Below are 13,645 nucleotides of genomic sequence, written 5' to 3'. Positions count from 1 at the left end.
CTTAATTGATCTTTGAAAACTGAATCCAAACAACCATTAAGTTAAGTAAAGAAGTAAGAAGAAGCTAGTGCTTCAAAGCAGAGTAGAAGAGATGCTCATTCAATATTATTGAGAGTTTGATCTTGGCTCAGGATGAACGCTGGCGGCGTGCCTAATACATGCAAGTCGAGCGCGTGAAACCCTTTCGATCTCTTCGGAGTGATAAAGGGTGGAACGAGCGGCGGACGGGTGAGTAACACGTGGGCAACCTACCTATGAGACGGGGATAACTCGCGGAAACGCGAGCTAATACCGGATAAGACCTCTGATTACCTAATGAGAGGATAAAAGGCGGCTTAAAGCTGTCACTGATAGATGGGCCCGCGGCGCATTAGCTAGTTGGTGAGATAACAGCTCACCAAGGCAACGATGCGTAGCCGACCTGAGAGGGTGATCGGCCACACTGGGACTGAGACACGGCCCAGACTCCTACGGGAGGCAGCAGTAGGGAATCTTCCGCAATGGACGAAAGTCTGACGGAGCAACGCCGCGTGAACGAAGAAGGTTTTCGGATCGTAAAGTTCTGTTGTTAGGGAAGAACAAGTAGGAGAGTCACTGCTCGTACCTTGACGGTACCTAACGAGAAAGCCCCGGCTAACTACGTGCCAGCAGCCGCGGTAATACGTAGGGGGCAAGCGTTGTCCGGAATTATTGGGCGTAAAGCGCGCGCAGGCGGTTTTTTAAGTCTGATGTGAAATCTTGCGGCTCAACCGTAAGCGGTCATTGGAAACTGGAGAACTTGAGGACAGAAGAGGAGAGTGGAATTCCACGTGTAGCGGTGAAATGCGTAGAGATGTGGAGGAACACCAGTGGCGAAGGCGACTCTCTGGTCTGTAACTGACGCTGAGGTGCGAAAGCGTGGGGAGCGAACAGGATTAGATACCCTGGTAGTCCACGCCGTAAACGATGAGTGCTAGGTGTTAGGGGGTTTCCGCCCCTTAGTGCTGGCGTTAACGCATTAAGCACTCCGCCTGGGGAGTACGGCCGCAAGGCTGAAACTCAAAAGAATTGACGGGGACCCGCACAAGCGGTGGAGCATGTGGTTTAATTCGAAGCAACGCGAAGAACCTTACCAGGTCTTGACATCCTTATGGCCGCTTTAGAGATAAAGCTTTCCCTTCGGGGACATAAGTGACAGGTGGTGCATGGTTGTCGTCAGCTCGTGTCGTGAGATGTTGGGTTAAGTCCCGCAACGAGCGCAACCCTTAACCTTAGTTGCCAGCATTCAGTTGGGCACTCTAAGATGACTGCCGGTGACAAACCGGAGGAAGGTTGGGATGACGTCAAATCATCATGCCCCTTATGACCTGGGCTACACACGTGCTACAATGGAGGGTACAAAGGGCAGCGAAGCCGCGAGGTGAAGCCAATCCCAGAAAACCCTTCACAGTTCGGATTGCAGGCTGCAACTCGCCTGCATGAAGCCGGAATCGCTAGTAATCGTGGATCAGCATGCCACGGTGAATACGTTCCCGGGTCTTGTACACACCGCCCGTCACACCACGAGAGTTAGCAACACCCGAAGTCGGTGAGGTAACCCTATGGGAGCCAGCCGCCGAAGGTGGGGCCAATGATTGGGGTGAAGTCGTAACAAGGTAGCCGTATCGGAAGGTGCGGCTGGATCACCTCCTTTCTAAGGAAAATCAGAGCTAGACTGATTAATAGGAACATCTAACTTGAGTTTAGATGATACTTAACACATGTGTTGTTTGGTTCAGTTTTGAGAGATCAATCTCTCAAGCAAGTATTGTACCTTGAAAACTAGATAAGAAATATGACAAGACATCAAATCAAGTAAGAACAAGTCTTTTTTACTGTAAAGCGTGCAAACGCAACTTAGTTAAGTAAGAAAGGGCGCACGGTGGATGCCTTGGCACTAGGAGCCGAAGAAGGACGGGACGAACACCGAAATGTCTCGGGGAGCTGTACGTAAGCAAAGATCCGGGAATATCCGAATGGGGGAACCCTCTACTCGTTATGGAGTAGAGCATTTAACTGAATCCATAGGTTAAATGCGGCAGACCTGGGGAACTGAAACATCTCAGTACCCAGAGGAAGAGAAAGCAAAAGCGATTTCCTGAGTAGCGGCGAGCGAAACGGAACGAGCCCAAACCAAGAAGCTTGCTTCTTGGGGTTGTAGGACACATCACATGGAGTGAGAAAGAAATCATTTACACGAAGCGACTTGGAAAGGTCTGCGAGACAAGGTAAGAGCCCTGTAGTGGAAAAGTGATTTTCTCCGATGTGGATCCTGAGTACGGCGGAACACGAGAAATTCCGTCGGAATCCGGGAGGACCATCTCCCAAGGCTAAATACTCTCTAGTGACCGATAGTGAACCAGTACCGTGAGGGAAAGGTGAAAAGCACCCCGGGAGGGGAGTGAAAGAGAACCTGAAACCGTGTGCCTACAAGTAGTCGGAGCCCGTTAATGGGTGACGGCGTACCTTTTGTAGAATGGACCGGCGAGTGACGATTCTTTGCAAGGTTAAACCGGAAAAGGTGAAGCCGCAGCGAAAGCGAGTCTGAATAGGGCGTTTAGAGTAAAGGGTCGTCGACCCGAAACCGTGTGATCTACCCATGTCCAGGGTGAAGGTCAGGTAACACTGACTGGAGGCCCGAACCCACGTATGTTGAAAAATGCGGGGATGAGGTGTGGGTAGGGGTGAAATGCCAATCGAACACGGAGATAGCTGGTTCTCTCCGAAATAGCTTTAGGGCTAGCCTCAAGGCATGTATTCTGGAGGTAGAGCACTGATTGAACGAGGGGCCCTTACCGGGTTACCGAATTCAGTCAAACTCCGAATGCCAGAGATATATCCTTGGGAGTCAGACTGTGGGTGATAAGGTTCATAGTCGAGAGGGAAACAACCCAGACCGTCAGCTAAGGTCCCCAAGTATACGTTAAGTGGAAAAGGATGTGGCGTTGCCCAGACAACCAGGATGTTGGCTTAGAAGCAGCCATCATTGAAAGAGTGCGTAATAGCTCACTGGTCGAGTGACGCTGCGCCGAAAATGTACCGGGGCTAAACGTATCACCGAAGCTACGGATTGTTCGTTGAACAATGGTAGGAGAGCGTTGTAAGGGCTGAGAAGTCAGACCGAGAGGACTGGTGGAGCGCTTAGAAGTGAGAATGCCGGTATGAGTAGCGAAAAAGAAGTGAGAATCTTCTTCACCGAAAGCCTAAGGTTTCCTGAGGAAGGCTCGTCCACTCAGGGTTAGTCAGGACCTAAGCCGAGGCCGACAGGCGTAGGCGATGGACAACAGGTGGATAGTCCTGTACCACCTCGTGGCCGTTAAGAGCAAGGGGGGGACGCAGAAGGATAGGGAAAGCGCGCGATTGGAAGAGCGCGCCCAAGCCATGAGTCAGTCAGATAGGCAAATCCGTCTGACCTAATGACCAGTGGTGATGGGGAAGGAAATCAAGTACTGAAGTTCCCGATTTCACACTGCCAAGAAAAGCCTCTAGCCAGGACACAGGTGCCTGTACCGCAAACCGACACAGGTAGGCGAGATGAGAATTCTAAGGTGAGCGGGAGAACTCTCGTTAAGGAACTCGGCAAAATGACCCCGTAACTTCGGGAGAAGGGGTGCTTCTTGCATGAGAAGCCGCAGTGAAAAGGCCCAAGCGACTGTTTAGCAAAAACACAGGTCTCTGCGAAGCCGAAAGGCGAAGTATAGGGGCTGACACCTGCCCGGTGCTGGAAGGTTAAGGGGATGCGTTAGCGTCAGCGAAGCGTTGAACTGAAGCCCCAGTGAACGGCGGCCGTAACTATAACGGTCCTAAGGTAGCGAAATTCCTTGTCGGGTAAGTTCCGACCCGCACGAAAGGTGCAACGACTTGGGCACTGTCTCAACGAGAGACCCGGTGAAATTATACTATGCGTGAAAATGCGCATTACCCGCGACAGGACGGAAAGACCCCGTGGAGCTTTACTGTAGCCTGATATGGAATGTCGGCATCCTTTGTACAGGATAGGTGGGAGCCGTTGAAACGTGAGCGCTAGCTTACGTGGAGGCGCCGGTGGGATACCACCCTGAGGGTGTTGACCTTCTAACCCAGGACCGTGATCCGGTTCGGAGACAGTGTCAGGCAGGCAGTTTGACTGGGGCGGTCGCCTCCCAAAAAGTAACGGAGGCGCCCAAAGGTTCCCTCAGAATGGTTGGAAATCATTCAACGAGTGTAAAGGCAGAAGGGAGCTTGACTGCGAGACCAACAAGTCGAGCAGGGACGAAAGTCGGGCTTAGTGATCCGGCGGTGCCGTATGGAAGGGCCGTCGCTCAACGGATAAAAGCTACCCCGGGGATAACAGGCTTATCTCCCCCAAGAGTCCACATCGACGGGGAGGTTTGGCACCTCGATGTCGGCTCATCGCATCCTGGGGCTGTAGCCGGTCCCAAGGGTTGGGCTGTTCGCCCATTAAAGCGGTACGCGAGCTGGGTTCAGAACGTCGTGAGACAGTTCGGTCCCTATCCGTCGTGGGCGTTTGGAAGTTTGAGAGGAGCTGTCCTTAGTACGAGAGGACCGGGATGGACATACCGCTGGTGTACCAGTTGTTCCGCCAGGAGCATGGCTGGGTAGCTACGTATGGAAAGGATAAGTGCTGAAAGCATCTAAGCATGAAGCCTCCCTCAAGATGAGACTTCCCATCATTAGAGTAAGATCCCTCAGAGACGATGAGGTAGATAGGTTCGAGGTAGAAGCATGGTGACATGTGAAGCTGACGAATACTAATCGATCGAGGACTTAACTAAATTAAAAAGCGGAGTCATCCGTTTAACAACGCAGTGGCTGGAGCCGATCAACTGAGATAAAGGAATCAAGATGAACGAGAGTGAATCGCTGATGACTTATCGTAGGGCGATAGGCGAAGACACCCAGTTGTTGGATGACAGAGCTAGATTATAATACCAAAAAGCTGAAACGACCGTTTAGCAACATCGTTGCTGGGTCAGTAAAGCTGAATTACATGATTTGACTTGTCCGATGCGTTTCTTATCTAGTTTTGAAGGTATATTATTCAGATAATGATATTCTGTTTTCAATAAAGATAAATTTTACTTGAAAACACTTGCATTTTAGTCTAAAAATGCATATAATATATCTTGTCCTTGTAAAAATAAACACTTGGAAATATGCTTCATGATCTAGTGACAATAGCGAAGAGGTCACACCTGTTCCCATACCGAACACAGCAGTTAAGCTCTTCAGCGCCGATGGTAGTTGGGTTTTCCCTGCGAGAGTAGGACGTCGCTAGGCATTCATTCCATTCCACAGTAGCTCAGTGGTAGAGCAATCGGCTGTTAACCGATCGGTCGTAGGTTCGAATCCTACCTGTGGAGCCATAATGGAGAGCTGTCCGAGTGGCTGAAGGAGCACGACTGGAACTCGTGTAGGCGGTGTAAGCTGTCTCGAGGGTTCAAATCCCTCGCTCTCCGCCATATAAACTTTGTTTTCTTACATAGGCCCGTTGGTCAAGCGGTTAAGACACCGCCCTTTCACGGCGGTAACACGGGTTCGAATCCCGTACGGGTCATCAATAAATTTATAGGATCATTTATTATTCAAATAATAAACTTCCTATTTTACTGGAGGATTAGCTCAGCTGGGAGAGCATCTGCCTTACAAGCAGGGGGTCGCAGGTTCGAGCCCTGCATCCTCCACCATGAAGTACTTTTTAAAAAATATCGTCGCGAGGTGGAGCAAAGCCGTAAACATCTTGAGAAAACGTCAAATGTAGGCTTTGTGAGGAGTGTAATCCTCACCGAAATTACTATCAACACGACGAACAGTCTTTTTCTAGTATTATGCATGAGAGTATAATTATATATTTTTTATCGTCGCGGGGTGGAGCAGTCTGGTAGCTCGTCGGGCTCATAACCCGGAGGCCGTAGGTTCAAATCCTGCCCCCGCAACCAATTTAATTTTCAATAAAGTTAATACATAAATTAGTAGGTCCGGTAGTTCAGCTGGTTAGAATGCCTGCCTGTCACGCAGGAGGTCGCGGGTTCGAGTCCCGTCCGGACCGCCACTTATATCTTAATTCATAAAAATCATCCATTCTTTGGCTCGATAGCTCAGTCGGTAGAGCAACGGACTGAAAATCCGTGTGTCGGCGGTTCGATTCCGTCTCGAGCCACCATTTTCTTGGAGGGATAGCGAAGTTGGCCAAACGCGGCGGACTGTAAATCCGCTCCCATCGGGTTCGTAGGTTCGAGTCCTACTCCCTCCACCATTTTTTATTTAATTTTCCTACATAGGGGTATAGTTTAACGGTAGAACAGAGGTCTCCAAAACCTCCAGTGTGGGTTCGATTCCTACTACCCCTGTTTTTTGTTTTATGGCGGTCGTGGCGAAGTGGTTAACGCACCGGATTGTGGTTCCGGCATACGTGGGTTCGATCCCCACCGGTCGCCCCATCTTTAGAAAATAAAAATTTAGTTTTATATATTGGGCTATAGCCAAGCGGTAAGGCAACGGTTTTTGGTACCGTCATTCGTTGGTTCGAATCCAGCTAGCCCAGCCATTTATGCGAAAGTAGTTCAGTGGTAGAACACCACCTTGCCAAGGTGGGGGTCGCGGGTTCGAATCCCGTCTTTCGCTCCATTTTTATTTTGGCTACTATAAACCCAGTGGCGGTATAGCCAAGTGGTAAGGCAGAGGTCTGCAAAACCTTTATCACCGGTTCAAATCCGGTTACCGCCTCCATCTTTATTATGCCTGAGTGGTGGAACTGGCATACACGCGGCACTCAAAATGCCGTGCCTTCGGGCTTGTGGGTTCGAATCCCACCTCAGGTATCATTTTTAAATTCGACTTTCAGCGCGTTTGCGTTGGAGGTCTTTTTTATATAGAAAACAAGCGAGTTTCTCTATGGTGGAGAATAAGTATTGCTGCTAATTGTTTTAGATCAGATCTTACAGTTGGATATATCAGCAGTAGTGTGTTGAAATGAATATCTCCTCCAATAATGACATATTATGCCTTATTAAAGGAAAGCAAACTGATTGCTCAGTTTGTTCAAAATGAGATCAATGAAGGGGCTGATATGATTGTTGGATGTTAAAAATAAATCAAAAGCTGTTTTATCTTATGAAATGACACTTGAAAGAGCAAGTAATAAAGAGTTTGCAAAGCATTTAGCGATTTATCATGAAAATATTTGTTTTAGAGAAACGTGGAAAAAAAGAATTAGGGCTGTCGATGATTCGGAGTATTGTTTTTGGGTATTTAAGGGTAATAATCGAATTGGGGGAGTCGTTTTTAAGAAGAATGCATTTATGTCGTTATTTACCATTCCGCCTTTTATAGATGAAAATTTATTGTTAGAAAAAATAGTGAAGCTTTTCATGGATCATGCAGCAAAAGGTGAAGTTATTAATGCTTTTGGAATTTTGCCATCTCAAGCTGAACATTTATTAAAACTTGGCTTCATTCCATTAAAGACGAGGCGTTGCATGATAAGACCAACTGAAAGATTTGCTCATATTCAATGGGATGAATATATGAAAATATCTCGTCCAAATAGTCAATATATAGACGATATATCTAAGCTATTCTTTGAAAACTATGACAATTTAGGTTTTGATGGACTAAATACATTAGATGAGCAGCTGAAGTCAGTAACTAAATATTTTCGAGATAATGACAGTGATACATTATTAAATGAGGCTTCAAGTATTGTTTTTGATTCGAGTGATGAGGTTATTGCTGCCTGTTTAATATCATCTTGGGAAGGTATGCCGTTAGTTTATGATGTCGCTGTATCTAGTGAATATCGTAGAAAAGGACTTGCAACAAAAATGCTAAAACATGCGTTACATACTTTAAGAGAGAAGTATGATTTTTTACGTCTTTTTGTATATGTGGGAAATCCAGCTGAATCGGTGTATGATAAACTTGGTTTCTTTCCAGGTATTAAAACGACAAACTTTTATTATTTTAAAAGCTAATAAGGTGAGCTATAGAATGCTGAGATGGATGTCAGGGAACTCTATCATTTCATTTAGAAAAAAAGAATAATAAATGGTGAGGAACACTATAGTCAAACGATAGAAACACCGTACTATTGCTCTTTTGATTGAAGTTGCTAGCTTATCAAAGCTGTCAGATCAAACTTAAAAACCAGCTTTCGCTGGTTTTTAAAGTGAGCATTAATTTTAGGTTATTGACGCATTATAAATGGAATCGACAGCTTCTTTTAGTGACTGATCAAATTCATCTTGTGATTGTTTAGCGTTTAGATTTTGTGATAATGCTCTTGAAAAGCTAGCAATCAATCCGTTATTATTGCTTAATTTTTCATTGGCTTCTTCTACAGAATAACCTCCAGATAAAGCAACTACACGAACAACACGTGGGTGATCGATTAAATCCTTATAAAGATTATCAACAGTTGGTATAGTTAATTTCAATATAACGTTTTGATCACTATCTAATTGGTTGAGTTGGTTTAGAAGCTCACTTTTTAAGAAATTTTCAGATTGCTCTTTATCCGTAGCATGAATATTCACTTCTGGTTCAACAATTGGAACTAAGTCAGCAGCAATAATCTGTTTGGCATAATCAAATTGCTGTTCAACAACTTCAGAAATCCCCTCTTCATTATATGAAAGGATATTTGAACGCATTTTAGTTCCAAAAATATTTCGTTCGTTTGCACGTTGTAATGTTTCAGCTAAATTATCGATTGGTTTCATTAACTGAACACCATTTTCCTCCTCAGCTAAGCCTCTATCTACTTTCAGAAAAGGAACAATGCCAATTTTCGTTAAATAATCACCTGTAAACTCATTATCAATTTTTCTGTCCATTGTTTGTTCGAACAAGATGGAACCAATAATCTTGTCCGATGTAAATGATGGAGAAGTAATAATTCGAGCTCTCATCTCTTGAACTAAGTTAAACATTTCCTTTTCTGAATGGTACTCGTCTTCAGAAATTCCATAATCGGCTAAAGCTTTTGGAGTACTACCGCCACTTTGATCTAAAGCAGCTATAAATCCATCTTTTGCACGCATGATTTCTAATTGTTCTTGAGTCATACTTACACTCCTCTGAATATTTTTAATTACAATGTTACTATTATTATCAAATATTTTTAAGTTATGTTCAAGGAAAACGAATTAACCCCAATTGAGAAACTAAGGGATTCGATTAGAATTATTCAGAAAAGACTAAAAGTGTAAGCTGGATTACTACCGATAATCCCCTTTTAGCTTTCTTATTTAAGAAATTGATAATTAGAAAATCAATATCAAATCTATATTTTGAAAAAATATTTAGCGTTATAAATGGATGTTGAAATTATATAATTTGTATTCAAAGAGTCATCTTTGTACCTCAACAGTGGGATAGTGCCGAATTTACGTTTTTTGTAATTTGTTTTTTATATAATTGAAGCGTAAAATAGTATATATGATTATTCAGGAGGTGAATAAATTTGTCAGATAAAGTCTTGTTGGTATTCATTTTGGATAAAATACAATATCTTGATAAATTATTATTGGAATTAAAAGATGAAGGGATTGAATCTGCTACTGTCATTAATTCAACAGGTATGATGCAAGAATTATCCAGACTTGGAGAAGAACAAATTATATCAACACTGCGTCCATTGTTTACACCGTCGCATACAGAAAACAAAACGATCTTAATGATATTAAGTGAAGATGAAGTAAAAATTGCTCGATCTGTGATTAATCAAGTTATTGGAGACTTGAATCAGCCAGAAACGGGTATTTTATTCGCCTTACCATTGTTACTTACTGATGGTATTCGCGATTATGATTATGACTATAAAAATAAATATAAATAGAAATGAAGGTTGATATACGTGGATTTTGGTACGTTATTAAGTGCCTCAATCATTTTATTTACTGGTTTAGCTTTTGGAAAGTTGATGACACTTTTCCGCTTACCTAATGTGACAGGTTACTTATTAGGGGGATTGATTATCGGTCCGTCAGTATTGGGCATATTATCAGTAGACAGTGTTGAGACACTAGGAATTATTTCACAAGTGGCTTTAGCATTTATTGCTTTTACAATTGGTCTGTCATTTAAAAGAGCATACTTTAAGAGAGTTGGCTGGGCACCCATTGTAATAGCTGTTTTTGAAGCAACCACAGCCGTTTTACTTGTTCAAATTTCTTTATTAATTGCTGGGTTTGAGCTTCCGCTAGCTATTTTATTAGGAGCAATTGCCGCAGCAACAGCACCTGCAGTAACAATAATGGTGATTGAACAATACAAAGCAAAAGGCCCTGTAACTGATATGCTGTTAAGTGTTGTGGCTGTTGATGATGCGATTGGAATTATTTTATTTGGTTTTGCCGCAACAATTACGCAAACTTTAGTCAATCCAAATGCCTCAACTAATGTCGTGTTATCCTTATTAAATCCTTTTATTGATATCATATTTGCTTTGATTATTGGAATTATAGTTGGCTTATTAATGAAGTACGTTTTAAAAATATTTACAACTAGAAACAGCCGACTGACCGCATTATTTGCTGGTGTATTTTTGTGTACGGGCTTATCGATAACATTTGGAGTATCTGATTTGTTAGCAAATATGACCTTTGGTTTAGTTTTAACGAATATTTCATTAGAAGCTCAGGTTATGGATGAGATGACTGAATATATAACACCACCAATTTATATGATGTTTTTTGTCCTTTCTGGAGCAGGATTACAGTTGAGTATTATTCCAACCGTTGGGCTTTTAGGGATAACTTATATTGTTTTACGAGTTGTTGGGAAAATGTTAGGGGCATATCTTGGTGCTCGAGTAATGAAAACCCCTGTTAGTGTAAGGAAATACCTTGGACCTATGTTAATTCCTCAAGCAGGAGTCGCTATTGGCTTGACTACTGTCGCACAGCAACTGTTGCCAACCTACGCAGCAGAAATAACTGCGGTAGTACTTGTAGGGACATTGATTTACGAATTTATTGGTCCCGTTATTACCAAAATATCATTGCATAAGGCTGGAGAAACAAATGCAAAATAGTTATCTTGGAAAACTCAGACTAATCGTCTGAGACTTTTCATGAAGAATAATCTATAAATTACTTAACGATATTTTAAAGTAAAACGATCAAAAGGTTTTTATCTTTTTGTTTTACTATTAAGAAACCACTAGGACAAAATGAAGTGAGCCCAATTATTATTAGACACAAAATTAATAATTGCAAAGCATACTAGTGGTTTTATTATTACACGACCATCAAAACACAATAGAAGTATTTCAAGCTAGAACTGTGTGTAAAAAACAAATAGCAATGTTCAATCACCTGTGTCAGTCAGAATCATTCCATTAAATTTCCTAAAGCTTTTATAATTTCTATTTGACGGGGAAATTTTTTTGGAAGAGAGCTGTCCGAGTGGCTGAAGGAGCATGACTGGAACTTGTGTGGGCAGTGTAAGCTGTCTCAAGGGTTCAAATCCCTTGTTCTCCGTCATATAAAACTGGTTTTCTTACCTTAGAATAGAAAATACACAATATAGCATTAGTTTTAATGAACTTTAAATCGATAAAGGATATCCTTTCCTTATCTTCCTAATTTGTCTGTCTATCCAGTATTAAATATGGTAAAATGTAAGAACCACAATTTTATTAGAGAGAGGGAACTATTTGAAAAAGAAATTATTATTAATCAGTGTTTTGTTTACAACGTTTTTTTTAATTGTAGCATGTGGAGGAGATTCAACGGAAGATCAGTCAGAGACACCTGATCAAGCTGAAATTGAAGAAACAGCCGATGATTCTGAAACAACAAATGAATCAGATGAAGAAAATATCGAAGTTGATAAAGGATTATTGAATGTTGAAGTGACCATTCCCGCTTCCTTCCTTGATGATGATTCAGATATCGATGAAATCAAAGCTGAAGCAGAGAAAATGGGAGTTACAGAAATTACTACTAATGATGATGGTTCATTGACTTATAAAATGCCCAAGTCTGTCCATAAAGAATGGCTAAAACAAACAGCAGATGAAATAGATGCTACCATTCAAGAGTTAGTTTCAAGTGATGATTTTGTCTCGATCAGGGATGTTGAAGTAAATAATGATTATTCAAAATTCAACATGGTTGTTGATAGAGAAACTTTTGAAGATAGTTTAGATGGTTTTGCTACTGTAGCATTAGGTGTATCTGGTACTATGTATCAGTATATCAGCGGAACAAACTCAGATGATTATAATGTGACCATTGATGTTGTCGATGAATCATCCGGTGAAGTTATTGATAGTATTGTATTTCCTGAAGTTCTTGAAGATCTAGATGATTAATTGATAGAAAGGCATCCTTAAGGGGTGCTTTTCTATTTTGCGTGCGCCCTGCATGAATGAAAGCTTGGTGGTGAGAGACTACTACAGGCTTGGCAGTAGGAACTGTTAGCGAAAGGCAAGGTGGCTATCGTGAGGTAGTGGCTGAAGGAAGCTGGACGCAAACTCCCGAACTGACGAACAGAAACTAGATAGAAGGCTGGCTTAGGTCGGATGAGTCTGCGCAACAAGACAAAATCCAATACTGCCCGAAACCTATACAGTAAATCTAGCAGTTACGTGGGAGGAAAGTTTTCGTTCTTACCGGGGGAGGTCTTGTGAGGGTGACGTATAAGTTGAGTGATAACGAGCCGACACAACCAAGATGGTGACATCGTGGTGAATCACAAGAAGTCAGCAGAGGTCGTAGTAGTGTGAAAGGACCAAAACATGAAGGACCAAACAATAGTAATTTTGAAAGTCTAGGAGGTGTGAAAGGTGCGAGAACTGCAGAAAACAGGAGAATCTGGCTATCGACAGAGAGATAGTGTGGAACATGAAGGGTATGTCGAAGCGCATAGTGCCTTTCATGGTGAAAAGAACAATCAAAATGGTGTATCCAATCTGTTTGAAAGAATCCTGTCAAGGGATAATCTGAATCAAGCTTACCTTCAAGTGGTCAGAAATAAGGGTGCAGCTGGAGTAGATGGTATGACATACGACCAGTTGCTTCCATACTTGAGGGAACATAGGGAAGAATTATTAACACAGTTGCATCTTGAGAAATATAAACCTCAGCCCGTATTGCGGGTTGAAATTGACAAACAAGATGGTGGAACAAGAAAGCTGGGGATTCCTACCGTTATGGACCGAATGCTTCAACAAGCAATAAACCAAGTATTACAACCCATATTTGAACCGACGTTCTCCGATAATAGTTTTGGGTTTCGTCCAAAACGTAGTGCACATCAAGCTATCATACGGGCAAAATCGTACTACGAACAAGGGTACAAATATGTGGTGGACTTGGACATGAAAGCCTACTTCGATACAGTAAATCATGATAAACTAATGCACTTTGTGGAAAAACGGATAACGGATAAACGAGTACTACGCTTGATAAGACAATATTTATTAAGTGGAATCATGATTGATGGGATCTTTGAAAAATCGGAGGAAGGAACACCACAAGGGGGATTATGCGAAGCTTTGCATAATCCGCCTTATGCAAAGAAAGTAATTATGCGAAGTATGTAATAGAATCCCTGAGAAATCAATAGTTACAATCAATTTACTTTGCATAATATCCGGAAATGATAATAAGGGCTTAAC

Annotated in this window: 6 protein-coding genes, 15 tRNA genes and 3 rRNA genes; 23 read left to right on the top strand and 1 reads right to left on the bottom strand. The window is 42.5% G+C overall.

Translation table 11 applies throughout. From position 1 onward, the window contains the following. Nucleotides 1-104: 104 nt before the first annotated feature. From ACS127_RS18055 to ACS127_RS17970, 18 genes are all read left to right on the top strand, one after another. Nucleotides 105-1,672, top strand: a 16S ribosomal RNA gene (locus tag ACS127_RS18055). 205 nt (nucleotides 1,673-1,877) lie between these two features. Beyond that, nucleotides 1,878-4,793 (top strand): 23S ribosomal RNA (locus tag ACS127_RS18050). A 392-nt stretch (nucleotides 4,794-5,185) separates the two neighbouring features. Further along, nucleotides 5,186-5,298, top strand: a 5S ribosomal RNA gene (gene rrf, locus ACS127_RS18045). Together the 16S, 23S and 5S rRNA genes with 14 tRNA genes alongside form the textbook arrangement of a ribosomal RNA operon. An 11-nt stretch (nucleotides 5,299-5,309) precedes the next feature. Continuing rightward, a tRNA-Asn gene (locus ACS127_RS18040) sits at nucleotides 5,310-5,384 on the top strand. Between the two features lie 4 nt (nucleotides 5,385-5,388). Further along, nucleotides 5,389-5,480 (top strand) — tRNA-Ser (locus tag ACS127_RS18035). Nucleotides 5,481-5,503: 23 nt separating this feature from the next. Next, nucleotides 5,504-5,575, top strand: a tRNA-Glu gene (locus ACS127_RS18030). Nucleotides 5,576-5,629: 54 nt separating this feature from the next. Next, nucleotides 5,630-5,705, top strand: a tRNA-Val gene (locus ACS127_RS18025). A 175-nt stretch (nucleotides 5,706-5,880) separates the two neighbouring features. Beyond that, nucleotides 5,881-5,957 (top strand) — tRNA-Met (locus ACS127_RS18020). A gap of 36 nt (nucleotides 5,958-5,993) precedes the next feature. After that, a tRNA-Asp gene (locus ACS127_RS18015) sits at nucleotides 5,994-6,070 on the top strand. 35 nt (nucleotides 6,071-6,105) lie between these two features. Continuing rightward, nucleotides 6,106-6,181, top strand: a tRNA-Phe gene (locus ACS127_RS18010). 7 nt (nucleotides 6,182-6,188) lie between these two features. After that, nucleotides 6,189-6,274, top strand: a tRNA-Tyr gene (locus ACS127_RS18005). Between the two features lie 23 nt (nucleotides 6,275-6,297). Continuing rightward, nucleotides 6,298-6,368, top strand: a tRNA-Trp gene (locus tag ACS127_RS18000). A gap of 14 nt (nucleotides 6,369-6,382) precedes the next feature. Further along, nucleotides 6,383-6,458 (top strand) — tRNA-His (locus tag ACS127_RS17995). Nucleotides 6,459-6,490: 32 nt separating this feature from the next. Continuing rightward, nucleotides 6,491-6,565 (top strand) — tRNA-Gln (locus ACS127_RS17990). Nucleotides 6,566-6,570: 5 nt separating this feature from the next. Then, nucleotides 6,571-6,645, top strand: a tRNA-Gly gene (locus tag ACS127_RS17985). Nucleotides 6,646-6,673: 28 nt separating this feature from the next. After that, a tRNA-Cys gene (locus tag ACS127_RS17980) sits at nucleotides 6,674-6,747 on the top strand. Between the two features lie 10 nt (nucleotides 6,748-6,757). Then, a tRNA-Leu gene (locus ACS127_RS17975) sits at nucleotides 6,758-6,839 on the top strand. A 252-nt stretch (nucleotides 6,840-7,091) separates the two neighbouring features. Beyond that, on the top strand, nucleotides 7,092-7,991 hold the full coding sequence (locus ACS127_RS17970; protein WP_440896384.1) for a GNAT family N-acetyltransferase: 900 nt from the start codon (nucleotides 7,092-7,094) through the stop codon (nucleotides 7,989-7,991). Between the two features lie 207 nt (nucleotides 7,992-8,198). Here ACS127_RS17970 and ACS127_RS17965 read toward each other — a convergent pair whose 3' ends face one another. Then, nucleotides 8,199-9,083 (bottom strand): fructose bisphosphate aldolase, encoded by an 885-nt coding sequence (locus ACS127_RS17965; protein ID WP_440896383.1) that lies wholly within the window; start codon nucleotides 9,081-9,083, stop codon nucleotides 8,199-8,201. 398 nt (nucleotides 9,084-9,481) lie between these two features. Between ACS127_RS17965 and ACS127_RS17960 the strand changes: the two genes are divergently transcribed. From ACS127_RS17960 to ACS127_RS17940, 5 genes are all read left to right on the top strand, one after another. Beyond that, nucleotides 9,482-9,856, top strand: coding sequence for a hypothetical protein (locus tag ACS127_RS17960; RefSeq protein WP_440896382.1), 375 nt, complete (start codon nucleotides 9,482-9,484; stop codon nucleotides 9,854-9,856). 18 nt (nucleotides 9,857-9,874) lie between these two features. Continuing rightward, nucleotides 9,875-11,053: a cation:proton antiporter gene (locus tag ACS127_RS17955; protein WP_440896381.1), complete on the top strand. Its 1,179-nt coding sequence runs from the start codon at nucleotides 9,875-9,877 to the stop codon at nucleotides 11,051-11,053. Nucleotides 11,054-11,413: 360 nt separating this feature from the next. After that, a tRNA-Ser gene (locus ACS127_RS17950) sits at nucleotides 11,414-11,501 on the top strand. Between the two features lie 176 nt (nucleotides 11,502-11,677). After that, nucleotides 11,678-12,337, top strand: coding sequence for a hypothetical protein (locus tag ACS127_RS17945; RefSeq protein WP_440896380.1), 660 nt, complete (start codon nucleotides 11,678-11,680; stop codon nucleotides 12,335-12,337). 474 nt (nucleotides 12,338-12,811) lie between these two features. Further along, nucleotides 12,812-13,570: a reverse transcriptase domain-containing protein gene (locus ACS127_RS17940; protein WP_440896379.1), complete on the top strand. Its 759-nt coding sequence runs from the start codon at nucleotides 12,812-12,814 to the stop codon at nucleotides 13,568-13,570. Nucleotides 13,571-13,645 lie beyond the last annotated feature (75 nt).

Source organism: Amphibacillus sp. Q70 (assembly GCF_052055485.1).
In the GTDB taxonomy this organism is placed as follows: Bacteria; Bacillota; Bacilli; order Bacillales; family Amphibacillaceae; genus Amphibacillus.
Note: the sequence above shows the minus strand (reverse complement) of the source record. Positions and strands in the feature narration are given on the sequence as shown.